24 protein-coding genes are annotated in these 21,232 nt (G+C 61.3%); 17 read left to right on the top strand and 7 right to left on the bottom strand.

Annotation, left to right across the window (positions count from 1 at the left end):
• Nucleotides 1-14 precede the first annotated feature (14 nt).
• Nucleotides 15-764, top strand: coding sequence for a hypothetical protein (locus tag SKZ59_RS26020; protein WP_219330104.1), 750 nt, complete (start codon nt 15-17; stop codon nt 762-764).
• A gap of 113 nt (nt 765-877) precedes the next feature.
• On the opposite strand, the gene trmL is transcribed toward SKZ59_RS26020, so the two are convergent.
• Nucleotides 878-1,348 (bottom strand): tRNA (uridine(34)/cytosine(34)/5-carboxymethylaminomethyluridine(34)-2'-O)-methyltransferase TrmL, encoded by a 471-nt coding sequence (trmL, locus tag SKZ59_RS26015; RefSeq protein ID WP_092716941.1) that lies wholly within the window; start codon nt 1,346-1,348, stop codon nt 878-880.
• A 24-nt stretch (nt 1,349-1,372) separates the two neighbouring features.
• A complete protein-coding gene (locus SKZ59_RS26010; protein ID WP_319993382.1) occupies nt 1,373-2,134 on the bottom strand; it encodes a ComF family protein in 762 nt (253 codons plus the stop codon).
• A 57-nt stretch (nt 2,135-2,191) separates the two neighbouring features.
• Between SKZ59_RS26010 and SKZ59_RS26005 the strand changes: the two genes are divergently transcribed.
• The 7 genes from SKZ59_RS26005 to SKZ59_RS25975 all read left to right on the top strand — a co-directional run bounded on the left by SKZ59_RS26005 (nt 2,192) and on the right by SKZ59_RS25975 (nt 8,261).
• A complete protein-coding gene (locus tag SKZ59_RS26005) occupies nt 2,192-3,115 on the top strand; it encodes a methyltransferase domain-containing protein (protein ID WP_034749015.1) in 924 nt (307 codons plus the stop codon).
• A 466-nt stretch (nt 3,116-3,581) separates the two neighbouring features.
• Nucleotides 3,582-4,790: a cytochrome c oxidase subunit II gene (coxB, locus tag SKZ59_RS26000; RefSeq protein ID WP_034749012.1), complete on the top strand. Its 1,209-nt coding sequence runs from the start codon at nt 3,582-3,584 to the stop codon at nt 4,788-4,790.
• A 13-nt stretch (nt 4,791-4,803) separates the two neighbouring features.
• Nucleotides 4,804-6,402: a cytochrome c oxidase subunit I gene (ctaD, locus tag SKZ59_RS25995; protein WP_034749009.1), complete on the top strand. Its 1,599-nt coding sequence runs from the start codon at nt 4,804-4,806 to the stop codon at nt 6,400-6,402.
• A 51-nt stretch (nt 6,403-6,453) separates the two neighbouring features.
• A complete protein-coding gene (locus tag SKZ59_RS25990) occupies nt 6,454-6,570 on the top strand; it encodes a cytochrome oxidase small assembly protein (protein ID WP_217494662.1) in 117 nt (38 codons plus the stop codon).
• Nucleotide 6,571: 1 nt separating this feature from the next.
• Nucleotides 6,572-7,144: a cytochrome c oxidase assembly protein gene (locus tag SKZ59_RS25985; RefSeq protein WP_319993381.1), complete on the top strand. Its 573-nt coding sequence runs from the start codon at nt 6,572-6,574 to the stop codon at nt 7,142-7,144.
• Between the two features lie 9 nt (nt 7,145-7,153).
• Nucleotides 7,154-7,360, top strand: coding sequence for a DUF2970 domain-containing protein (locus SKZ59_RS25980; protein WP_034749002.1), 207 nt, complete (start codon nt 7,154-7,156; stop codon nt 7,358-7,360).
• A gap of 40 nt (nt 7,361-7,400) precedes the next feature.
• Nucleotides 7,401-8,261 (top strand): cytochrome c oxidase subunit 3, encoded by an 861-nt coding sequence (locus tag SKZ59_RS25975; RefSeq protein WP_070305721.1) that lies wholly within the window; start codon nt 7,401-7,403, stop codon nt 8,259-8,261.
• Nucleotides 8,262-8,458: 197 nt separating this feature from the next.
• Here the strand turns inward: SKZ59_RS25975 and SKZ59_RS25970 are convergent, their stop codons facing one another.
• Nucleotides 8,459-8,659, bottom strand: coding sequence for a twin transmembrane helix small protein (locus SKZ59_RS25970; protein ID WP_034748996.1), 201 nt, complete (start codon nt 8,657-8,659; stop codon nt 8,459-8,461).
• 36 nt (nt 8,660-8,695) lie between these two features.
• Here SKZ59_RS25970 and SKZ59_RS25965 point away from each other — a divergent pair, with 36 nt between their 5' ends.
• From SKZ59_RS25965 to SKZ59_RS25940, 6 genes are read left to right on the top strand one after another with little or no spacing between them, the layout of a single operon-like run.
• The gene (locus tag SKZ59_RS25965; protein WP_319993380.1) at nt 8,696-9,445 is read left to right on the top strand and encodes an SURF1 family protein; all 750 of its coding nucleotides are present in this window, start codon (nt 8,696-8,698) and stop codon (nt 9,443-9,445) included.
• Nucleotides 9,426-10,055, top strand: coding sequence for an SCO family protein (locus tag SKZ59_RS25960; RefSeq protein ID WP_072456869.1), 630 nt, complete (start codon nt 9,426-9,428; stop codon nt 10,053-10,055). Before SKZ59_RS25965 ends, SKZ59_RS25960 begins: the two co-directional genes overlap by 20 nt.
• Before the next feature lie 18 nt (nt 10,056-10,073).
• Nucleotides 10,074-11,243 carry a COX15/CtaA family protein gene (locus tag SKZ59_RS25955; protein WP_319993457.1) on the top strand — a complete coding sequence of 390 codons (1,170 nt, stop codon included), beginning with the start codon at nt 10,074-10,076 and terminating at the stop codon, nt 11,241-11,243.
• Nucleotides 11,244-12,143, top strand: coding sequence for a heme o synthase (cyoE, locus tag SKZ59_RS25950; protein ID WP_319993379.1), 900 nt, complete (start codon nt 11,244-11,246; stop codon nt 12,141-12,143).
• Nucleotides 12,140-12,733, top strand: coding sequence for an SCO family protein (locus tag SKZ59_RS25945; protein ID WP_319993378.1), 594 nt, complete (start codon nt 12,140-12,142; stop codon nt 12,731-12,733). The genes cyoE and SKZ59_RS25945 overlap by 4 nt, the downstream gene beginning before the upstream one ends.
• Nucleotides 12,734-12,775: 42 nt before the next feature.
• On the top strand, nt 12,776-13,852 hold the full coding sequence (locus SKZ59_RS25940) for an AI-2E family transporter (RefSeq protein WP_319993377.1): 1,077 nt from the start codon (nt 12,776-12,778) through the stop codon (nt 13,850-13,852).
• Here SKZ59_RS25940 and SKZ59_RS25935 read toward each other — a convergent pair whose 3' ends face one another.
• The 4 genes from SKZ59_RS25935 to nhaR all read right to left on the bottom strand — a co-directional run bounded on the left by SKZ59_RS25935 (nt 13,853) and on the right by nhaR (nt 18,426).
• Nucleotides 13,853-15,193: a hemolysin family protein gene (locus SKZ59_RS25935; RefSeq protein ID WP_034749482.1), complete on the bottom strand. Its 1,341-nt coding sequence runs from the start codon at nt 15,191-15,193 to the stop codon at nt 13,853-13,855. It lies immediately after the preceding gene.
• Nucleotides 15,194-15,280: 87 nt separating this feature from the next.
• Nucleotides 15,281-15,958, bottom strand: a complete 678-nt coding sequence (locus SKZ59_RS25930; RefSeq protein WP_319993376.1) for a suppressor of fused domain protein — start codon at nt 15,956-15,958, stop codon at nt 15,281-15,283.
• Nucleotides 15,959-16,044: 86 nt separating this feature from the next.
• Entirely contained in the window at nt 16,045-17,388 is a 1,344-nt protein-coding gene (locus tag SKZ59_RS25925; protein ID WP_072456877.1) for an MFS transporter, read from the bottom strand.
• A gap of 123 nt (nt 17,389-17,511) precedes the next feature.
• Complete coding sequence (gene nhaR, locus SKZ59_RS25920; RefSeq protein WP_319993375.1) at nt 17,512-18,426, bottom strand: transcriptional activator NhaR; 915 nt, start codon at nt 18,424-18,426, stop codon at nt 17,512-17,514.
• 117 nt (nt 18,427-18,543) lie between these two features.
• On the opposite strand from nhaR, the gene SKZ59_RS25915 reads away from it, so the two are divergent.
• The 3 genes from SKZ59_RS25915 (at nt 18,544) to SKZ59_RS25905 (ending at nt 21,200) form a co-directional block, all read left to right on the top strand.
• Nucleotides 18,544-19,626 (top strand): DUF475 domain-containing protein, encoded by a 1,083-nt coding sequence (locus SKZ59_RS25915; protein WP_034748969.1) that lies wholly within the window; start codon nt 18,544-18,546, stop codon nt 19,624-19,626.
• 147 nt (nt 19,627-19,773) lie between these two features.
• Nucleotides 19,774-20,349: a TerD family protein gene (locus tag SKZ59_RS25910; protein WP_034748966.1), complete on the top strand. Its 576-nt coding sequence runs from the start codon at nt 19,774-19,776 to the stop codon at nt 20,347-20,349.
• A gap of 155 nt (nt 20,350-20,504) precedes the next feature.
• A complete protein-coding gene (locus tag SKZ59_RS25905; RefSeq protein WP_099379745.1) occupies nt 20,505-21,200 on the top strand; it encodes a TIGR00266 family protein in 696 nt (231 codons plus the stop codon).
• Nucleotides 21,201-21,232 lie beyond the last annotated feature (32 nt).

Here is a 21,232-nt window from a genome sequence, read left to right as displayed (position 1 = left end):
ATCTGGGAGCCACCATGCTGAATCACACCACCTTGCGCGCCGCCGCTGCGCTGACCATCGCGGCCATGCTGGCTGGCTGCGCCACGGCGCCGATGAATCCGAACGGCGTGCGCCAGGACGGTTCCTATCCGCAAGGTGGAAGCCAGGCGGCCACGGATGAGGACCCGTGCAGCGTGGGCACGTCGGCCGCTGCCGGCGCGGCCGTGGGCGCGCTGCTGGGTGCGCTGGCGGGCGGCAAGAATGGCGCGCTGAAGGGGGCGGCCATCGGCGGCGGCCTGGCGGCGGCTGGCTGCCTGGCCATCAATGTCAATTCGCGCCAGACCAAGACGGCGGCGCAGGCGGACCGCGACTACATCCGCACGCGCGGTGCGCTGCCGCGCGAGCCGCAAGTGGTGTCGTACACGCCGCAGCTGAGCGCGTCGACCGTCAAGCGCGGCCAGCCGTTCAAGGTCAATTCCGTGGTGGAGCTGGTCAATGGCAGCGCGCAAAGCGTCAATGACGTGCGCGAAGAGCTGGTGGTGCTCGACCCGCAAGGCCAGCCATTCAAGTCCGGCTCGAAAGCCCTGGCCAGCAACAACAAATCGGGCGGGCGCTTTGAAAACTCGTTCCAGCTGACCTTTCCAGAAGGCGTATCGCAAGGCGTGTATGGCGTCAGGACGAATCTGTACGTGAACGGCAAGCTGGCCGCCACGCGCGACTTGCGTACGCAGCTGGTGATGCTGGATGTGGATACGCGCGTTGACGCGCAGCTGGCGCTGCGCTGATCGCCGTATGCAAACGGGTAGATCGGATTAGCGGGGTAAAGCCCCGCGTAATCCGACAACACCACTAACGCCAACAATGTTGTCGGATTACGGCCCCTTGGGCCTAATCCGACCTACGCGCCGCCCTGGTAGCCATGCTGGCGCCACGCTTCATACACGACCACGGCCACCGTATTCGACAGATTCAAACTGCGGTTGTCCGGTCGCATCGGCAGGCGGATGCGTTGCTCGGCGGGAAAGCCGTCGCGCAGGGCCGGGTCCAGACCTTTTGTTTCCGAACCGAACACGAACACGTCGCCCGGCAGGAAGGCCACGTCGCCGAACGGGCGCGAGCCGCGCGTCGTCATGGCGAACATGCGGGATGGGTCGGGCTGGGTGTCGGCCAGGAACGCGTCCCAATTCTTGTGCACCTTCATGTTGGCGTAATCGTGGTAATCGAGGCCGGCGCGCTTCATCTTGGCATCGTCGAGCGGAAAGCCCAGCGGTTCGACCAGGTGCAGCTGCGCACCCGTATTCGCGCACAAGCGGATGACGTTACCCGTATTGGGCGGGATTTCAGGTTCTACCAAAACAACGTGAAACAAAATGCTCTCCTTATATAAGTGATGCTAGCGTGGCGGCGTGCGCGCCACCACCAATATGCTGACCCTGGCCGCGCCTTCGCTCTTGCAGGCGGCGGCCAGGGCGTTGACGGTATGGCCGCTGCTCATCACGTCGTCGACGATGCCGACATGACACCCTTGCAATAGCGGTGCGTGTTCGGGCGCGATGGCGAACGCGTGCGCCAGGTTGGCTTGCCGTTCCTGCGGCGCCACGCCGCTTTGCGCCCGGGTGTCGCGTACCCGCAGCGCCAGGCGGGGCTGTAAAGCTACGTCCAGCAGGCGCGCCAGCGGACGGGCAATTTCCAGCGCCTGGTTAAAGCCCCGCTCGGCCAGCCGGGCCGGACCCAGGGGCACCGGGCACAGCAGATGCGGCGCTTCCCACTCTGGTTGTTGCTGAATGGCAACGTGCAGCAGTTCTGCCAACAGGGGCGCCAGCGCCAGGCGCGCACCGAATTTCAGCTGCAGCAGCAACTGGTCGACGGGCGCCGCATAATCGAACGCCGTGATCGTGGCGTCATACGCGGGCCGCTGGCGCAAACAGCGTCCGCACAGTGTTGCCACATCGTCGAGCGGATTGGCGCACTGGCGGCAGCGGTGGCGCAGTTGCCCGCGTCCTTGTCCCAGGTACTGCGCGCGGCAGGGCGGGCACAGCACTTGCGGGCAACCGATGCCGCACAGCGCGCACTGGGCCGGCAGCACCGTGGCGCCGAGCCACTGGCGCAGCGCCAGCCACGCGGCATCAAGGCGGTGCCGGGTGGCGGTTCGCATCGCGATGGCGTCGTTCCATGTACACTGCCGACATTATCTCACCTCACCCGATTCAACATGCCAGTTCCCACCAGTCCGCCCAAAATGAGTGCGCCCATCGATGCGGTGCAAGTACGCGATTTCTTTTCCCGTCCGGCGCGCGTTGCGCCATCGGATTTCCTGCGCCGCGAAGTGTCGGCACGCATGCACGAGCGCCTGGAGCTGGTGAAAATCACGCCGCACCGCGTGCTTGACGCCGGCTGCGGTCCGGGCGCGGACCTGGCGCAGCTGCAAAAGGATTATCCCGCCGCGCAGATTATCGGTCTCGATGCAGCGCAAGCGATGATGCAGGCGGCGCGCGCGCCCGCGTCGAAACTGGCCAGCCTGAACCAGTTCCTCAGCAAACTCTTGCCGGCCAAGGCGGGCGTGGATTTATTGTGCGGCGACCTCGGCGACTTGCCGCTGGCGCAGGGCAGCATCGACCTCGTGTGGTCCAACCTGGCGCTGCACTGGCATGCCCAGCCCGACCGCGTGTTTGCCGAATGGCGGCGCGCGCTGCGCCTCGATGGCTTGCTGATGTTTTCCTGTTTCGGTCCCGACACCTTCCGCGAAGTGCGCGACGCCTTTGCCGAGGCGGACTTGTATCCGCACGCCTTGCCCTTTGTCGACATGCACGACTTTGGCGACATGCTGGTCGAGACGGGTTTTTCCACGCCGGTGCTGGATATGGAGATCATCACGGTGACCTACGACACGGCGGAAAAACTGCTGGCGGACGTGCGCGCCTTTGGCGGCAACCCGCTGACCACGCGCCGGCGCGGCCTGATGGGCAAGGCGGCCTGGCAGCGCATGCTGGCCGCGCTGGAAAAAACGCGCCGCCCCGATGGCAAGCTGGGCCTGAGTTTCGAGGTGATCTATGGCCACGCCTTCCGTCCCGCACCGCGCGTGACGCGCAACGGGGAAGCCATCATTCGATTCGACTTGCCGCGCAAACCCAAATAAAAGCGCAAAGAAACCGACACTTGGTCGGCATCCGCGCGTTAATGTTGCAGCAAGCGTTGCAAAGCGCGCGGCGGCCGGGAGAAGGGCGCGCACAAAGCCGATTATTGCTTGATGGATTCAAGTTTACTTGATTATAATCGTTGATTGTTTGTCAGCTTGCTAAGTAGAAAAAACAAGGGCTGCATACAAAATAAAAAAAACAAAGCGAGACGAATTCGAAGTTACTGCATTAGTATAGTAACCATCTTCCACACGAGGCCATTTCGATGTGGGGAAGAAAGACAGGGTTCCAGCATGGTTGCGCGCCGCCGTTTTTGCTGCGGCAGCCAGCATGGAATTCGCTGGTGCTTGACGCACATGGCCGCATTCTGGCCGTGTTGCTTTCATGGAGGAGCGGCAGCGGTCCAGTACGGAGAAGTCCGCAGCCGTTTAAAATATCATTATTTTTTGGGTGGTTGGGGAAAACATGACACATGCAAAGCGACTTCAATCGTTGCTGCTCGGGCTGTCTTTGACAGCGTTTGGCATCGGGCGATGGGCCACGGCGGCACCGGCTGCCGGCACCTATCCCGGCACCGGCGGTCCCGTGCCGTTCGAAATGAATCTGCAACCGCCGGCGACACAGATCGCCCATGAAATCTACGATTTGCACACCCTGATGATGATCATCTGCCTGGTGATCTTCGTGGCCGTGTTCGGCGTCATGTTTTATTCCATCTTCAAGCACCGCAAGTCCCTGGGCCACAAACCGGCCACTTTCCACGAAAGCACCACCGTCGAGATCGCCTGGACCGTCGTGCCTTTTCTGATCGTCATCGGCATGGCCCTGCCTGCCACGCGCACCGTCGTCGGCATGAAGGATACGTCGAACGCCGACATCACCATCAAGGCCACTGGCATGCAGTGGAAATGGGGCTATGACTACCTGAAAGGCGAGGGCGAAGGCATTTCCTTTCTCTCCAACCTGGCCACGCCGCGCTCGCAAGTGGGTGCGCCAGGCGCGCCACCGACGGAAAAACGCGGTGAAAACTACCTGATCGAAGTCGATAACGAAGTCGTCGTGCCGGTCAACAAGAAAATCCGCGTGGTGCTGACGGCCAACGACGTCATTCACGCCTGGTCCGTGCCAGCCTTTGGCGTCAAGCAGGATGCGATTCCCGGTTTCGTGCGCGACACCTGGTTCAAGTCTGACCATATCGGCACCTTCCGCGGCAATTGCGCCGAGCTGTGCGGCAAGGAACACGCGTTCATGCCCATCGTCGTCAAGGTCGTATCAGCCGATGACTACAAGGCTTGGGTTGATGTAAAACAAAAGGAAATGGCGGCATTGGCTGATGATCCTAGCAAGGTGTGGACCATCGACGAATTGAAAGTCAAGGGCGAGAAAGTGTATGCGGCCAACTGCGTGGTCTGCCACCAGGCGACAGGCAAGGGCGTGCCCGGTGCGTTTGCGCCACTGGACGGCTCGGCGGTGGTGAACGGTCCGAAAGCGGATCAGATCCACGTCTTGCTGAACGGGCAAAAGAGCGGCAAGTATCCCGCTGAAATGCCAGCCTGGAAACAGCTGTCCGACACGGAAATTGCCGCAGTGATCACTTACACGCGCAATACCTGGTCGAACAAGGCCGCAGAGAACATCGTTCAACCAGCCGAAATCGTGGCTGCACGCAAGTAATTAGGAGCCGCATATGAGTACTAGCACGAGCACCTTGGACCACGCCGGTCACGATCACGACCATGCCCACGACCACCCCACCGGCTACCGCCGCTGGCTGTTTGCCACCAACCACAAGGATATCGGTACCCTGTACCTGTGGTTCTCGTTCATCATGCTGCTGTCGGGCGGCGTGCTGGCCCTGATGATCCGTACGGAACTGTTTCACCCAGGCCTGCAATTCTTCCACCCAGAATTCTTCAACCAGCTGACCACCATGCACGGCCTGGTGATGGTATTTGGCGCCATCATGCCGGCCTTCGTCGGCTACGCCAACTGGATGATCCCGCTGCAAGTGGGCGCGTCCGACATGGCGTTTGCCCGCATGAACAACTTCTCGTTCTGGCTGCTGCCGCCGGCCGCGCTGCTGCTGGCCACGTCCTTCCTCGTGCCGGGCGGCGCCACGGCTGCCGGCTGGACCCTGTATGCGCCCCTGTCGACGCAGATGGGCCCTGGCATGGACATGGCCATTTTCGCCATGCACCTGATGGGCGCCTCGTCCATCATGGGTTCGATCAACATCATCGTTACCATCCTGAACATGCGCGCACCGGGCATGACCCTGATGAAAATGCCGATGTTCTGCTGGACCTGGCTCATTACCGCGTATCTGCTGATCGCCGTGATGCCCGTGCTGGCCGGCGCCATCACCATGACGCTGACGGACCGCCATTTCGGCACCTCGTTCTTTAACGCGGCAGGCGGCGGCGACCCCGTCATGTACCAGCACATCTTCTGGTTCTTCGGCCACCCCGAGGTCTACATCATGATTCTGCCGGCCTTCGGCATCGTCTCGCAGATCCTGCCGGCGTTTGCCCGCAAACCGCTGTTCGGCTACGCCTCGATGGTCTACGCTACCGCTTCCATCGCGATTCTGTCCTTCATCGTCTGGGCGCATCACATGTTTACCACCGGCATGCCGGTGACGAGCCAGCTGTTCTTCATGTACGCGACCATGCTGATCGCCGTGCCGACGGGCGTGAAAGTGTTCAACTGGATCGCCACGATGTGGAAGGGTTCCATGACGTTCGAGACGCCGATGCTGTTCTCGGTCGGCTTCATCTTCGTGTTTACCATGGGCGGCTTCACGGGCCTGATCCTGGCCGTCACGCCGATCGACATCCAGTTGCAGGATACCTATTATGTGGTGGCGCATTTCCACTACGTGCTGGTGGCCGGTTCGCTGTTTGCCCTGTTCGCCGGTTTCTACTACTGGTCGCCGAAATGGACGGGCCATATGTACAACGAGACGCGCGGCAAGATCCACTTCTGGCTGTCCCTGATCACGTTCAACGTGACCTTCTTCCCGATGCACTTCCTGGGCCTGGCCGGCATGCCGCGCCGCTACGCCGACTATCCGGCGCAGTTCACGGACTTCAACATGATCGCTTCGATCGGCGGCTTCGGTTTTGGCCTGATGCAGGTGTACTTCCTGTTCTTCGTGGTCTTGCCGACCATCCGCGGCGGCAAGGCTGCGCCAGCGAAACCATGGGAAGGCGCGGAAGGCCTGGAGTGGACCGTGCCGAGCCCGGCGCCTTTCCACACGTTTGAAACGCCGCCGACCGTGAAATAAGGTATCCCGGGCCGGCGTGTTGCGCGGCCCGTCTTGAATAAAGTGCCTGTCATGACCGAAGTGAAAACTGAGCGTAAAAAACCGAACAACCTGCGTACCGGACTGATACTGGGGGGCCTGGCGGCCTTCTTCTTCCTGTCCGTGTTCGTCAAGCGCATGTGGCTCTGACGTGACGACGCCCCATCAACAGGAAACACGCGGCCTGAACCGCAAGATGCTGGGCAAGCTGCTTGTCATTGCCGTGCTGATGTTCGGTTTTGGCTATGCCCTGATTCCCGTCTACAAGCAGATTTGCGAAGTGATGGGCATCAACGTGCTGACGCAAAAAGATGGCACGGTGGCTTACGACAACAATACGCAGGTCGACACGACGCGCAGCATCACCGTCGAGTTCGACGGCAATGCGCAGGGGCCTTGGCGCTTCCGTCCGACCGTGTCGAGCATGCAGGTGCATCCGGGCGAACTGGTGACCGTCATGTATGAAGTGGTCAACACGCAAAACCGCGTCGTCAACGCGCAAGCGATCCCCAGCTATGCGCCGCAAAGCGCCACGCCGCATTTCAAAAAGGTCGAATGCTTCTGCTTCAAGCAGCAGACCTTGAAAGCCAAGGAAGCGCGGCAGATGCCGGTGGTGTTCTTCCTCGATCCGGCCCTGCCGAAAGAGGTCAAAACCATCACGCTGTCGTACACGTTTTTCGAGATTGCCGGTCTGAGCCAGGCTCAGGCGCCGGTCGTCCAATAGGAGACTGGCATGGGCGAATCCAAGCAGCCTGAAAAAGCGTCGTTCCTGTATTCGCTGCGGGCCGTCGTGTGGTCGTTCACGGGCTTGCGCCGCAAGAGCGATTTCGACACGGATTCAGCCAAGCTCAATCCCGTGCACATCGTCATCGCCGGCTTCCTGGTGGTGGCTTGCCTGATCGGCATCCTGATTTCAATTGTTAAATTCGTCGTTTTATAAATTATAAAAAACCACCCTATAAGTTTTTGAGGAGATGATGATGAGTTCCAACCACGCCGCCGTACCTTATTATTTCGTGCCCGGCCCGTCGCGCTGGCCCATGCTGGGCGGCGCCAGCCTGCTGCTGACCATGATCGGCGCCTCGGCCTGGGTCAACGACGTCTCCTGGGGCCCTTACGTCAATTACCTGGGCCTGGCCGGCATCCTGCTGGTGCTGTATTTCTGGTTCGGCGACGCCATCAGCGAATCGGAGCAGGGCCTGTACAGCGAGCGCATCGACCACTCGTTCCGCTGGAGCATGAGCTGGTTCATCTTTTCCGAAGTCATGTTCTTCGCCGCCTTCTTTGGCGCCCTGTTCTATGCGCGCAGCATCTCGATGCCATGGCTGGCCGACCTCGACCACAAGGTGATCTGGCCCGATTTCGCCGCTCAATGGGGCAATACGGGCCCGGCCGGCACGGTGCAGGAATTCACCACCATGACGCCGTTCTGGATTCCGACCATCAATACGGCCTTGCTGCTGCTGTCGGGCGTCACCCTGACCATCTCGCACCACGCGCTGCGCGCCGGCCACCGCGGCATGACGGCCCTGTTCCTGTTCGCCACGATCTTGCTGGGCGCCATCTTCATGGGCTTCCAGGTCTACGAATACATGCACGCCTACAGCGAACTGAACTTGAAATTGACGTCCGGCATCTACGGCGCCACCTTCTTCATGCTGACGGGCTTCCACGGCTTCCACGTGACCCTGGGCGCCATCATGCTGTCCGTCATCCTGTACCGCGTGCTGAAAGGCCACTTCACGCCGGAACACCACTTCGGTTTCGAGGGCGCCGCCTGGTACTGGCACTTTGTCGACGTCGTCTGGCTGGGCCTGTACGTGGTCGTGTATTGGTTATAATGGCGGGGCAGGGCACGCGTCGTTGATGCGTGCGCCGGCACCATAAAAAAAGCCGTACCGGGACATCCTGGGTACGGCTTTTTTCTTAGTTTAAGAATTTTGCTAACCAAGCAACGTCGTTAGCACCGGGGTCAGACCCTGCGGGATCGGAATCCGCCCCATTGAGGCGCATTCCCCCGCGGGTCTGACCCCAGCATTTAATGTATCCCCGTCGGCTGTATATAGCCGAGCTTGTGCGCCAGCAGGATCAGCAGGAACAGGGTGATCGACAAGCCCACGCGCAGGGCCAGCGCCTGCACGGTGCGGTTGCTCTTGCCCTTGTCGCGCATGAGGAAGAACAGGGCCGAGCCCAGGCTGCCCAGGATCAGGATGAAGGCGATGGCAACGAGGATTTTCATGGATGGTAGCGCCAGGCTTGAGGAGGTTTCATTGTAATGCGTATCCGCTTCCATTTTAGATGGATTCCATTTGTTGTAATGCTGCTACTGGTGGCCTTGGGCGTGTCGCTGGCGCAATGGCAGCAGCGCCGTGGCGACGAGAAAGTCGCGCGCGCCGCCAGACTCGCCGCAGGCAACCAGGCCGCACCGCTGTCCTTGACGGCCGCCCCCATGCTGCCGGCCGACGCGCAAGCGATCGAATATCGCAGGGTCACCGTCACGGGCCATTTCGTGCCCGCCTGGACGGTCTACCTGGACAACCGCCCCTACAAGGGCCAGGCCGGTTTTCACGTGCTCACGCCATTCCGGATCGACGGTTCAGCCATGCACGTTCTCGTGGCGCAGGGCTGGCTGCCGCGCAACAATGCCGAGCGCACGCGCATCCCCGACTACTCGACACCGGCCGGCACGGTGACGATTTCTGGCATCGCGCGCCTGAACGCGGGCCATGTGATGGAGCTGGGCACGGCGCCGGCCCTGGCGCCGCACGCCATCGTGCAAAATGCCGGTATCGGCCAGCTGGTCCAGGCCAGTGGCCTGGCCTTGCAGCCTTTCATTCTCGAACAAACAGTTGATTCGACAGCAACGGCGCCAGCGTCCAGCCAGCTTCCCGTGCGCGACTGGCCGGCGCCGGACCTGGGCGCCGACAAGCACCGCGGCTATGCATTCCAGTGGTACGCACTGGCACTGATGGCTTTTCTATTTTTTGTCTTTACAGGATTTCGACGTGCAAACAAACAACCCTGAAGCAACGCAAGACAGCAGCAATAAACAGGCACAGAATACGGGACGGTGGAAACTGCTGGCCGTCGTGGCCGTGTGCGCGTTTCCCATCATCGCCTCGTATTTCACGTATTACATCATCAAGCCCACGGGCCGCAACAACTATGGCGCCCTGATCGACCCGCGTTTGTACCCGATACCCGAGGCAGCGCTGCAGGTGACGGAACTGGACGGCAAGGCGTCGCCGCTGGCGCAATTCAAGGGCAAGTGGGTGCTGCTGCAGACAGGGCCGTCCGATTGCCAGGAAGCATGCAAGAAGCAATTGTTTGACATGCAACAACTGCGCCTCATGCAAGGCAAGGAACGCGAACGCCTGGAACGGGTCTGGCTGGTGACGGATGCCCAGCCACTCGACACGCTCGTGATGCGCGAATTCGACGGCACCAGCATGTTGCGCGTCAATAGCGACGCCTTGAAAGCATGGCTGCCCGTGGAGCCGGGCGGCAAGACCAGCGACCATTTCTACCTGATCGATCCGCTGGGCAATCTGATGATGCGTTTCCCGAAAGACGCGGACCCGAACAAGATCAAGAAAGACATCGCCAAGCTGCTCAAAGCTTCGGCGATCGGTTGAGGGGTCTGCATGCCGACGATGCATCTCTCCGCGCTGGCCCAGCTGGGCTTGACGGGTCTGCTGGTGGCGCTGCTGCCGCTGACCATGGTCTGGGTGTCCGCGGACGCCAATAAATACCGCAAGCTCGTGTGGATCGCCGTCTTTTTGACGGTCGACCTGATCATGTTTGGCGGTTTTACTCGCCTGTCCGATTCCGGCCTCGGCTGCCCGGACTGGCCCGGCTGCTATGGCTCGGCCAATCCTTTCCTCGCGCACGAGCACATCGTGGCGGCGGAAACGCTGATGCCGACGGGCCCCGTGACGGTGGTGAAAGCGTGGATCGAAATGACCCACCGCTACCTGGCCATGGCCATAGGCGTCTTGATCGTGGCGATGATGGTGCAGGCGTGGCGCCAGTGGAAGAAAAGCAAACGCGAGGAATTTGCGCCCGCGCTGCCCACGGCGCTGTTTTTGTTCGTCTGCCTGCAGGGCGCGTTCGGGGCCTGGACCGTGACCTTGAAACTGCAGCCCGTGATCGTCACCATCCACTTGCTGCTGGGCATGGGCTTGCTGGCCATGCTCACATGGCTGGGCGGGCGCCAGGACCATGCAGTGAAACCCTTGCTGCGTGCCGATGCGGACGCTCCCGTGCTGCGCCCCGTGCGCGCGCTGGCCGTCATGTCGCTCGTGCTGTTGACGGTGCAGATTGCGCTGGGCGGCTGGGTGAGCACCAACTACGCTACCCTGGCTTGCACGGATTTCCCCCTGTGCGGCGGGAAAGTCATTCCGGAAATGGATTTCGAGCATGGTTTCCATCTGTGGCGCGAGCTGGGCAAGACGGCCGCCGGCCATTACTTGCCGTTTTCCGCGCTGACGGCCATCCACTGGGTGCACCGCAATTTCGCCTTCATCGTGCTGGCCGGCATCGGCTACACCGTGTTTCGCGCATGGAAGCTGCCGTCCTTGCGCGGCACGGCACGCTGGGTGGCGCTGGTGCTGGCTCTGCAGGCGGCCACGGGCCTGGCGACGATTTACCTGAGCTGGCCATTGTCGATTGCCGTCCTGCATAACGGCGGGGCGGCGCTGCTCGTGTTATTGCTGACCATGTTAAACTACAAGGCTAAATTCCAACTCGATGTAGCGCGGAAATCTGCTTCCGCCTCCGCGCCAGTGCCCTCGGCACCAGCCAGTCCTTCCCGTATCGCATAAATGACTACTCAGACCATCAGCCGTAAACCATCCACCCGCATCGCCCAGTATTGGGCGCTGACCAAGCCCCGCGTGACGCAACTGGCCGTGTTTTGCGCCGTCATCGGCATGTTCCTGGCCAGCGAGGAGTTGCCTGACTGGCGCGCGGTGGTATTCGGCACCATCGGCATCTGGCTGCTGGCGGGCGCCGCGTTTGCCGTCAATTGCCTGGCCGAGCGCGAGATCGATGCGCGCATGGCCCGCACGGCGCGCCGTCCGATGGCCATGGGCGATATCACGGTAAAACAGACGGTGGTGTTCGCGCTGGTGATCGGCGGCCTGGGCATGGCGATTCTGTACCACCTCGTCAATCCGCTGACCATGTGGCTGACCTTTGTCACCTTTGTCGGCTATGCGCTGATCTATACCATGGTGCTCAAACCGGCCACGCCGCAAAACATCGTCATCGGCGGCCTGTCCGGCGCCATGCCGCCAGCGCTGGGCTGGGCGGCCGTCGCCAACGACGTGCCGATGCAGGCCTGGCTGCTGGTCCTGATCATTTTTGTGTGGACGCCGCCGCATTTCTGGGCGCTGGCCATGTACCGGCGCGACGATTACGCGCGCTCGGGCTTGCCCATGTTGCCCGTCACGCACGGCTTGAAGTTCACGCAATTCCACGTCTGGCTGTACTCGATCGCGCTGGCCGCCACCACCTTGCTGCCGTACGCCGTGCGCATGAGCGGCCTGATCTACCTGGCCTCGGCCGTGGTGCTCAACGCCGGCTTCCTGTATTACGCGTGGAAAATGTACCGCCACTACACGGACTTGATCGCGCGCAAGGCGTTTACGTTTTCCATCATCTACCTGGCCTTGCTGTTCGCGGCCTTGCTGGTTGACCACTACATTCCCCTCGGCACATGAAAAAATACCTGACCCTGTTGTTGGCGGCCGCGCTGGTCGCCGTCCTGGCCGGCTGCGGCAAGCCAGCGGCGACCAAGCTGGCATTCAAGAACACGGACGTGACGGGCCTCGGCTATGCGCGCGAGTTCGCGCTGACGGACCACACGGGCCACCCGCGCACCCTGGCCGACTACAAGGGCAAGCTGGTGCTGGTGTTCTTCGGCTACACGCAATGCCCGGACGTGTGCCCTACCACCATGGCCGACATGGCCCAGGTGATGCAGGAAATGGGCCCGCAGGCGGACCAGGTGCAAGTGCTGTTCGTCACGGTCGACCCCGAGCGCGACACGCAGGAATTGCTGGCGCAGTATGTGCCAGCCTTCGACAAGCGTTTCGTCGGCCTGTATGGCGACGCGGCCGCGACGGCCAAGGTGGCCAAGGAATTCAAGGTGTATTACGCCAAGGTCGAGGGAGAGACGGACAGCAGCTACACGGTCGACCACACGGCCGGCACCTATGTGTTCGACCGCGAAGGCAAGATCCGCCTGTTCGTGCGCCACGGCGAAAAGCCTGCCGCCATCGCGCACGATCTTAAACTTCTGCTATCCTGATCCGGTCGCGCCGCTAGGCGCCATCTTCAGGATAAGCAGTACATGGACAAACGTTTCGAGCCCCACGCCCGCCTGGCGGCCGTCATCTTCCTGTTGATCGGCTGCTTTTTCGTCTTGCGGCCCTTTCTCGCCGCCATGCTGTTTGCCGCCTGCGTGGGCATTTCCAGCTGGCCCCTGTACCTGCTGCTGCTCGAACGCCTGAAAGGCCGGCGCAACTGGGCGGCCGCCATCATGACCCTGTCGCTGCTGCTCGTCATCGTGCTGCCGCTGGCCCTCGTCACCTACAACCTGGCCGACAATGTGTCGCGCATCTATGAACAGCTGCGCGCGGCACTGGAAACGGGCAGCCTGCATCCACCGGCCTGGCTGGCCAGCATTCCCGTGGTGGGCGAAACCATCGCCGGCTACGTGGACCGCCTGCTCGCCGACCGCGAGGAATTATTGAATCTGGGTAAGACCATGCTGGAACCGGCGCGCCATTTCCTCGCTTCCGGCGGCATCCTGCTGGGTACGGGCCTGGCACAGACCAGCCTGGCCGTCTTCGTCAGCTTCTTCCTCTACCGCGACGGCCAGCAGCTGAGCCGCGCCCTGATGACAGGCGCCGGCCGCATCATCGGCGACAGCGCGCCGGGCGTGGGCCTGACCATCAGCCGCACCGTGCGCGGCGTCATGTACGGCTTGCTGGGCACGGCGCTGGCGCAGGCGCTGGTGGCCGTGGTGGGTTTTCTGATCGCCGGCGTGCCGGCCGTGGCCCTCTTGGGCGTGGCCACCTTCATCTTTTCGCTGATTCCCGTGGGCCCGCCCTTGATCTGGGGCGGCGCCGCCATCTGGCTGTTCAATGACGGCCAGACGGGCTGGGGCATCTTCATGCTGGTGTGGGGCGGATTGCTGATCAGCGGCGTGGATAACGTCGTGAAACCCATGCTGATCAGCCGCGGCAGCAGCCTGCCATTTTTGCTGGTGCTGCTCGGCGTGCTGGGCGGCGTGCTGGCCTTCGGCTTCGTCGGCATCTTTATCGGGCCGACCCTGCTGGCAGTGCTGTACAGCTTGCTGCAAACGTGGACGGTGGGCGAGACCACCGTGCCGCAGGGCAAAGATACCCTGACGAGCAAGAAGTAGTTAATCTCTTAAATCCGCATCCAGATCGCGTTCCTGCTTCGGGATCACTTTAATCAGCACGATGCGGGGCCCGTTCATCTTCTTGACGACGATGTCGAAGTCGACAAAGGTGATGCGCTGGCCCTGCTTCGGAATGTCACCGAGCTTGACCATGATCAAGCCGCCCACCGATTCCACGTCGTCCAGCCCCAGTTCCTCGTTTTCGATATCGATGCCGAGGATGCGTTCGAGCGAGAAGATGGGCAGGCTGGCCTTGCCGATCAGGGTGCCGTCGCTCTGCTTGAGCCAGTCGTTTTCATTGCGGCGGAATTCATCGCGGATTTCGCCGACCATGGCGCCGAGCAAGTTATCCAGGGTGATGAAGCCCAGCGGGCGCTTGCCCTTTTCGCCGATCAGGGCGAAGTGCGGCGCGCCGTCGCGAAAGCGGCGGAACAGTTCCAGTGCCGGCGTGCGGGCGGAAATGATGTCCACGGGACGCAGGAACGGCGTGAGCGAGGTGATCGGCTTGCCCGCCTGCTGGGCAAAGAACAGATCCTTCAGGTGCACGACACCGAGCACGTCGTCTTCATTCGTGTCGAAATACGGGTAGCGGCTGAAGCGGTTACGCAGCACCGTGTCGAGGTTTTCTTCCAGGGTATTCGACGCGTGCAGGGCGATCACTTCATTGATCGGGCGCATCAGGTCCGACACCGTCATCTGTTCGAAATCGAGCGACTGCGCCAGGATGTTGCGCTCGTCGCGCGTAAACTTTTCGCCGGGCTGGCTGGTGCGCAGGATCAGTTTCAGTTCTTCGGACGAGTAATGGGCATCGTGGCCGCCCTTGCCGGACAGGCCCGCCAGGCGCAGCACCCAGTTGGCGCTGGCGTTGAGCAGGTAGATGGCCGGATACATGGTCCAGTAAAAGCCGTACAGAGGAATCGCGCTCCACAGGCCGACGGCTTCCGGGTTGCGGATGGCCATCGATTTGGGCGCCAGTTCGCCCACGACGATGTGCAGGAAGGAAATCACGCTGAAGGCGACGACGAAGGAGACGCCATGGATCAGCTCTTGCGACGTGACGCCGATGGCGCCGAACAGCGGCTCGAGCAGGCCGGCGAACGCCGGTTCGCCGACCCAGCCCAGGCCCAGCGACGCCAGGGTGATGCCCAGCTGGCAGGCGGACAGATAGGCGTCCAGCTGGCCATGCACCTTGGCCAGGATGCGGCCCCGCAGTCCCTGCGTCTTGGCGATGGCGCGGATGCGCGTGCGCCGCAATGTGACGATGCCAAACTCGGCGGCAACAAAAAAACCGTTCAGCGCGACCAGGAAGAGGGCGAGCAGGACTAGCAAGACATTGTGCATGGGGGCGCTGAAGATGGGCTGGTAAAACGTCATCTTAAACGACGAAGGGCGCAGTATCCTAATTTCCGGCAAATCGGCCCTGCGGTTTTACACGATGCTGCGGCGTGCGGCGTCGACCAGCGGCGCGGCGCCTTGGTCGCCCAGCGTCTGCAACAAGTCCTCGAAGTCGTGCGCACGGCCATGCGCCAGCTCGGCAGCGCTGAGCCCGATAATCTGCAGGAAGGCAAATTTTCCCGAGACCAGTGCATATTCTTCCGGGTAATGTTTGCTGGGCACCATGATGATGGCGCTCAGCGCGGACTGCTGGCCATCGATGGGGCCGCCAACGGACATGCGGTCCCAGGCGTCCAGCGGTTCCTGGTCACCGAAGCGGCCAGCCGCCAGCAGCATCTGATACGCGGCGAACCTGCGCACCAGCGCCAGCGCCCATGGCGACTGTTGCGGGCACTCCAGCAGCAGTTCGCGGCCCAGTCCCGTCCACTCTTCCTCCGCATCGGGTTCGTCGTCCCATGGGTTGGACAGGCCCGACGATACGTAGACCCAGTGCGGCCGCTCGGGCGTCGGCGGGCATTCGAACACGCCGATATGCATCCAGCGCGGGTCGACTTGCGTGCAGTTGAACAGCTGTTCGAACAGGGACAGGTCGAGCGGGTAGATGCCCGGTCCCAGGTCCCCGAACAGGGCTGTATAGAGCGTTTCTTCGCGCTGGGCCCAGGCTGTTTCCAGAAGGCTGCTTGCGGCGCCGTCATTGCTAATGTTGGTCATGTCGGTTCACTGAAATGGATGAGCATTTGAGTATAAAACATGCAACTTTATGACGGCGTACGGTTCAACTGGCCGATGCGCCGGCCTCAGGCCGCTACCTTGGCGGGAGCCGTTTGCGGCCCGCCGCGCATGGCAAAGACCATGACGGCCGAGACGATGGCCGGGATGGCGACGACGAGGAAAATCGTGCTGTTGGGCCAGTTCAGGCGGATCAGCTCGCCACCGAGCACGGGGCCGATGATGGAGCCGATGCGCCCGATGCCCAGGCTCCAGCCGATGCCCGTCGAGCGCAGGGTGGTCGGATAGTAGCTGGCCGCCAGGGCGTTGACGGCAGGCTGGCCGCCCACTACGCAAAAGCCGGCGATGAAAATCGTGATGAACAGGAAGGCCAGCGACACGTCCGGACGGCCGATCAGGGCAATGGCCACGGCGGCGACCAGGAAGCACGGCAGCAGGATGCGGCGGAAGCTCGAGCGGTCGATCAGCTGGCCCATGACGAGGGTGCCGATGGTGCCGCCCACTTGCAGGGCCGTGCCGGCCAGCACGGCGTTCGCCGTCGACAGGCCCGCTTCCTTGGCGATGGTCGGCAGCCAGTTCGACAGGAAATACAAGTTCAGCAAGTTCATGAAGTTGATGACCCACAGCAGTATCGTCATCTTGGCGCGGCCGCCCGTAAACAGTTGCAGCACGGGCGCACCCTTGTGTTCCTTCTCATGCACGACGTATTGCGTGTCGGCCGTGATGGTCACCGTCGGGTCGATGCGTTTGAGCCACTTGGCGACCTTGTCCAGCTTGCGTTTCTTGAGCACGAGGAATTGCATCGATTCCGGCAGCAGGAAGAACATCAGCACGCCGATGACCAGTGGCACCACGCCGCCCACGTAAAACACGGATTGCCAGCCGAATGCAGGAATCAGCGCGGCGGACAGCAAGCCACCGAGCACGGCGCCCAGGGTAAAGCCACACGAGACCAGCATCATCAGCGTGACTTTCTTGCGCAGGGGGCTGTATTCGCCGGCCAGCGCCATGGCGTTCGGCATCACGGCGCCCAGGCCCAGTCCCGTGATAAAACGGATCAGTTGCAATTGCTCGATGGTCGTTGCCAGCGGCGTGACCAGCATGCACAGGGAAAAGAAGATGGTTGAGCCGATCAGCACGGGACGGCGGCCGAATTTGTCGGCCGTGATGCTGAAGACGAGCGAGCCGACCAGCATGCCCAGCAGGCCCGCGCCAAACACGGGGCCCAGGTTGGCCTTGCTCACATGCCAGTCGGTAATGATGGCCGGGGCCACATAGCCCATCGCCTGCACGTCGAAGCCATCCATGATGACGCATAGCCCGCACAGGATCAGCATGCCGATCTGGAAGGAGCCGATCTTGTTGTTATTGATGAGATCGGGAATATCGATCGTCTTGCCTGCCGTGGACATGGTGCCGCTCCTGTTTTTTATGGTGATCGCGCCCTGCCGGCGAGGGCTGGGCGCGTGTTTGTCTCAGGCTTTATTACAATCGCTTTTGATTGATTATTCAAACGTTATTTTCGAATGGATTTATCAGCTTTCCTTGTGAATCTTTGTCGTCCCCTGGATGGCCGCCAGGATCACGTCGAGCGCCGGGTGCATGATCTTGCGCTCGTTCGAGATGACGTAAAACTGTTCGCGCAGGGATGAGGCGTCGCCGACCAGCACGGCGCCGAATTGTTCCTCGATATCGGCCGCCAGGCTGGCGGACGCGAAGAACAGGCCCAGGCCCTTGCGGCCAAACGCGTTGAGCATGGCGTTGTCCTCGAATTCGCCGACCACGTCCGGGCGCACGCCTTGCTGCACCATCCATTCATCGATGCGCCCGCGCAAGGCGTTGTTGCGCGCGGGCAGCAGGAATGGCGCGCCGTGCAGGCTGTGCGGGAAATTGTCGCGGTACTGTTCCGCCAGCGCGGGGATGCCGAACAGCTTCATGGCGCTCTCTCCCCACAGGTGGCTGGAGACGCGCAGGCTGGCGCCGGCCGGCACGGCGCGGTCCGTCAGCACCAGGTCCAGCTTGTGCAGGGCCAGGTCGGCCAGCAGGGATTCGAATTCGTCTTCCAGGCACACGAGTTTGATGGGCTGGTCCAGGCTGCGCGTGGCGTCGAGCATGCGGTACGCCATCAGTTTCGGCAGGGAATCGGAAATGCCCACCGTCAGGCGCATCTTTTCCGCGTCCGCATCGGCCAGCGCGTCCTGCATCTGTTCGCCCAGCAGGAAAATCTGGTCCGCATAGCCGAGCGCCAGGCGGCCCGCTTCCGTCGGCACCAAGCGCCGTCCCTGCGGCTGCAGCAGGGATTTTCCCAGTTCCTTTTCCAGCAGGGCCAGCTGCGTGCTGATGGTTTGCACGGCCAGTCCCAGCCGTTCAGCCGCGCGCGTCACGCCGCCTTCCTTGGCGACCACCCAAAAGAAGTACAAATGGCGGTAATTGAAGCCCGTGGTTTTCATCGCTGCATCCTCTATCTTCTGTTTTTACGAAGTAATACTTCCATTATCTTCTATTTTTAAATGTGTCACACGTCCCTATACTACGTTCCATTGAATTTGGATAAAGGGGAACTATCGATGAAACATTTCAGAGTGTCATTTCTAGTGACATTTATCTGCCTGGGCATTTCCGCCTGGTGGGGTTACACGCACGGTGGCGTGCAGACGATGCTGGCGGCGCTCGGTATCGCGGTGATCCTGGGCGTGATGGAAGTCTCGCTGTCGTTCGACAATGCGGTGGTCAACGCCTCGGTGCTGAAGAACTGGGACAAGTTCTGGCAGGGCCTGTTTCTGGGCGTCGGCATCATCATCGCCGTCTTCGGCATGCGTTTGCTGTTCCCGCTGGTCATCGTGGCGCAAGCGGCGGACCTGGGCTTGATGGAAGTCTGGAATCTGGCACTGAGCAATCCTGAACAGTACTCGATGCACCTGACGAATCACCATGCGGAAGTGGCGGCTTTTGGCGGCATCTTCCTGCTGCTGGTGTTCCTGAACTTCCTGCTGGACGACGAAAAAGAAACGCACTGGCTGGGCCGTATTGAAGAAAAACTGGGCGCGCTGGGCAAGGTATCGTCGATTTCCGTGATGATCGCGCTGGGCACCCTGATGGCCAGCCTGTCGATGATCGAAGAAGGCCAGAAACTGGTGGTCCTGACGGCCGGCCTGTGGGGTATCCTGACCTATGTGGGCGTCGATGTGATCAGCGGCTTGCTGGAAGGCGATAACGGCGACGGCAACATGGGCGACATCGTCAAGCGCGGCGGTATTGGCGGCTTCCTGTATCTGGAAGTGCTCGACGCTTCGTTCAGCTTTGACGGCGTGATCGGCGCGTTTGCCATCACCAAGGATGTCGTGATCATCATGCTGGGCCTGGCTATCGGCGCGATGTTCGTGCGTTCGATGACGGTGTTCCTGGTGCGCAAGGGTACGCTCGACGAGTTTGTTTATCTGGAGCACGGCGCGCACTATGCGATCGGTATCCTGGCCGTGATCATGTTGGTCAGCATGAAGTTCCACATTCCCGAGATCTTCACGGGTCTGATCGGCGTGGCTTTCATTCTCGCCTCGCTGTGGTCGTCGATCCGTTACAAGCGACGCATGGCCTTGCTGGAGGGCACGGAAGATAAACAGCCTGAGCTGGAAGCAGCAGCCAAGGCGTAAGAGATACGCGGCAAACGCCACACCCGTTTGCCAGCGTGATGCAGCAAGCGCCGCCGCCGGCCTGGGGAGTCGGGCCGGTGGAGGGCGCCAGGTGTTTTGCAAGTTAATTATTCGCTGGACTTTTATTTCACATAGGAGAAATACATCATGGCAATCAGTCTGCAAAAAGGCGGCAACGTCAACCTGAGCAAAGAAGCTCCTGGCATCTCGAAGATGATCATCGGCCTGGGCTGGGATGCCCGCGCCACCGATGGCGCCGCGTTCGACATCGACGGTTCCGTATTCCTGTTGAAGGCCGACGGCAAGGTACGCGCCGACGTCGACATGATTTTCTACAACAACCTGAAATCGAGCGACGGCTCCGTCACCCACTCGGGCGACAACACCACGGGCGCCGGCGATGGCGATGATGAAACCGTCATGGTCGACCTGGCCACGGTGCCAGCCGAGATCGACAAGATCGCCGTCTGCGTCACGATTCACGATGCCGAAGCGCGCAAGCAAAACTTTGGTATGGTATCGAAGGCGTACGTACGCTGCGTGAATGCCAACGGCAACACGGAAATCGCCCGCTTCGACCTGTCGGAAGACGGCTCGGCGGAAACGGCGATGGTCTTCGGCGAAATCTACCGCAATGGCGCCGATTGGAAATTCAAGGCCATCGGCCAGGGCTACAAAGGCGGTCTGGGCCCACTCGCCGCCTCTTTTGGTGTAGGTGTATAAGATTTGATTTAAAAGTCACAACGCCTGACAAAACCGTAGCGAGCGGAAGGGAGAGGTGGCTAAGAAGCGCAACCGTACTCGAGTACGGTGAGCATCGCAGGCCGCCTATACCGACGCGCAGTAGGTTTAGTCAGGTGTTCCGCGGAGGAACAGGTATGCCAGTTTTTACTATTACCGGGGACGTCGACCCGTTCCTGCATGTGTCGCTTGCCAAGGGTGAGAAGATTTATTGCGAATCCAATGCGATGGTGATGATGGAAACCAATCTTGAGCTGAAAGGCAAGATGACTGGCGGCATAGGCGCCGCGCTGATGCGCACCTTTGCCAACGGGGAATCGTTCTTTCAGCAGCATATCGAAGCCATGCGGGGCGACGGCGACTGTCTGTTGTCGCCGACTCTGCCAGGCGCGATGCGGGTGCTCGAGGTGGGCGCCCAGCAATACATGATCAGCGACGGCGCCTTCGTAGCGGCCAGTGCTGGCGTGGAATTGAAGGTGCGCACGCAGAGCCTTGGCAACGCGCTGTTTGCCCAGAGCGGTGGTTTTTTCATTACCGAGACGGCAGGCAGCGGCCAGTTGGCGGTGTCCGGTTTTGGCGCGATGTCGATACTGGAAGTGACGCCTGGCAAGGACGTGGTGATCGATAACTCGCACGTCGTATGCTGGGACAACCGCCTGCAATACGAAATTTCCATGACGACCGGCAGCAGCGGCGGCTTTCTGGGCAATTTGATCAACAGCCAGACCAGCGGCGAGGGCATGGTATTGAAGTTTTCAGGCACGGGAAAAATCCTCGTGTGCTCGCGCAACCGCGCGGCCTTCCTCGCCTGGACCCAAAGCAAGCCGGCGTAATCAAGCAGTAACCAACCTAACAGGAGCTATGC

It is taken from the genome of Janthinobacterium sp. GMG2 (assembly GCF_033949445.1).
Classification (GTDB): Bacteria; Pseudomonadota; Gammaproteobacteria; order Burkholderiales; family Burkholderiaceae_D; genus Janthinobacterium; species Janthinobacterium aestuarii.
This window is presented reverse-complemented; position numbering and strand designations above follow the sequence as displayed.

Bases quoted from the DNA above. Each gene is read 5' to 3' on its own strand.
- SKZ59_RS25935 (WP_034749482.1), bottom strand. From the start codon at position 15,193: ATGCACAATGTCTTGCTAGTCCTGCTCGCCCTCTTCCTGGTCGCGCTG.
- SKZ59_RS25970 (WP_034748996.1), bottom strand. From the start codon at position 8,659: ATGAAAATCCTCGTTGCCATCGCCTTCATCCTGATCCTGGGCAGCCTG.
- nhaR (WP_319993375.1), bottom strand. From the start codon at position 18,426: ATGAAAACCACGGGCTTCAATTACCGCCATTTGTACTTCTTTTGGGTG.
- SKZ59_RS25940 (WP_319993377.1), top strand. From the start codon at position 12,776: ATGGACAAACGTTTCGAGCCCCACGCCCGCCTGGCGGCCGTCATCTTC.
- SKZ59_RS26010 (WP_319993382.1), bottom strand. From the start codon at position 2,134: ATGCGAACCGCCACCCGGCACCGCCTTGATGCCGCGTGGCTGGCGCTG.
- SKZ59_RS25980 (WP_034749002.1), top strand. From the start codon at position 7,154: ATGGGCGAATCCAAGCAGCCTGAAAAAGCGTCGTTCCTGTATTCGCTG.
- SKZ59_RS25915 (WP_034748969.1), top strand. From the start codon at position 18,544: ATGAAACATTTCAGAGTGTCATTTCTAGTGACATTTATCTGCCTGGGC.
- SKZ59_RS25910 (WP_034748966.1), top strand. From the start codon at position 19,774: ATGGCAATCAGTCTGCAAAAAGGCGGCAACGTCAACCTGAGCAAAGAA.
- SKZ59_RS25955 (WP_319993457.1), top strand. From the start codon at position 10,074: ATGCATCTCTCCGCGCTGGCCCAGCTGGGCTTGACGGGTCTGCTGGTG.
- coxB (WP_034749012.1), top strand. From the start codon at position 3,582: ATGACACATGCAAAGCGACTTCAATCGTTGCTGCTCGGGCTGTCTTTG.
- ctaD (WP_034749009.1), top strand. From the start codon at position 4,804: ATGAGTACTAGCACGAGCACCTTGGACCACGCCGGTCACGATCACGAC.
- cyoE (WP_319993379.1), top strand. From the start codon at position 11,244: ATGACTACTCAGACCATCAGCCGTAAACCATCCACCCGCATCGCCCAG.
- SKZ59_RS25925 (WP_072456877.1), bottom strand. From the start codon at position 17,388: ATGTCCACGGCAGGCAAGACGATCGATATTCCCGATCTCATCAATAAC.
- SKZ59_RS25990 (WP_217494662.1), top strand. From the start codon at position 6,454: ATGACCGAAGTGAAAACTGAGCGTAAAAAACCGAACAACCTGCGTACC.
- SKZ59_RS26005 (WP_034749015.1), top strand. From the start codon at position 2,192: ATGCCAGTTCCCACCAGTCCGCCCAAAATGAGTGCGCCCATCGATGCG.
- SKZ59_RS25965 (WP_319993380.1), top strand. From the start codon at position 8,696: ATGCGTATCCGCTTCCATTTTAGATGGATTCCATTTGTTGTAATGCTG.
- SKZ59_RS26020 (WP_219330104.1), top strand. From the start codon at position 15: ATGCTGAATCACACCACCTTGCGCGCCGCCGCTGCGCTGACCATCGCG.
- SKZ59_RS25975 (WP_070305721.1), top strand. From the start codon at position 7,401: ATGAGTTCCAACCACGCCGCCGTACCTTATTATTTCGTGCCCGGCCCG.
- SKZ59_RS25945 (WP_319993378.1), top strand. From the start codon at position 12,140: ATGAAAAAATACCTGACCCTGTTGTTGGCGGCCGCGCTGGTCGCCGTC.
- SKZ59_RS25905 (WP_099379745.1), top strand. From the start codon at position 20,505: ATGCCAGTTTTTACTATTACCGGGGACGTCGACCCGTTCCTGCATGTG.
- SKZ59_RS25930 (WP_319993376.1), bottom strand. From the start codon at position 15,958: ATGACCAACATTAGCAATGACGGCGCCGCAAGCAGCCTTCTGGAAACA.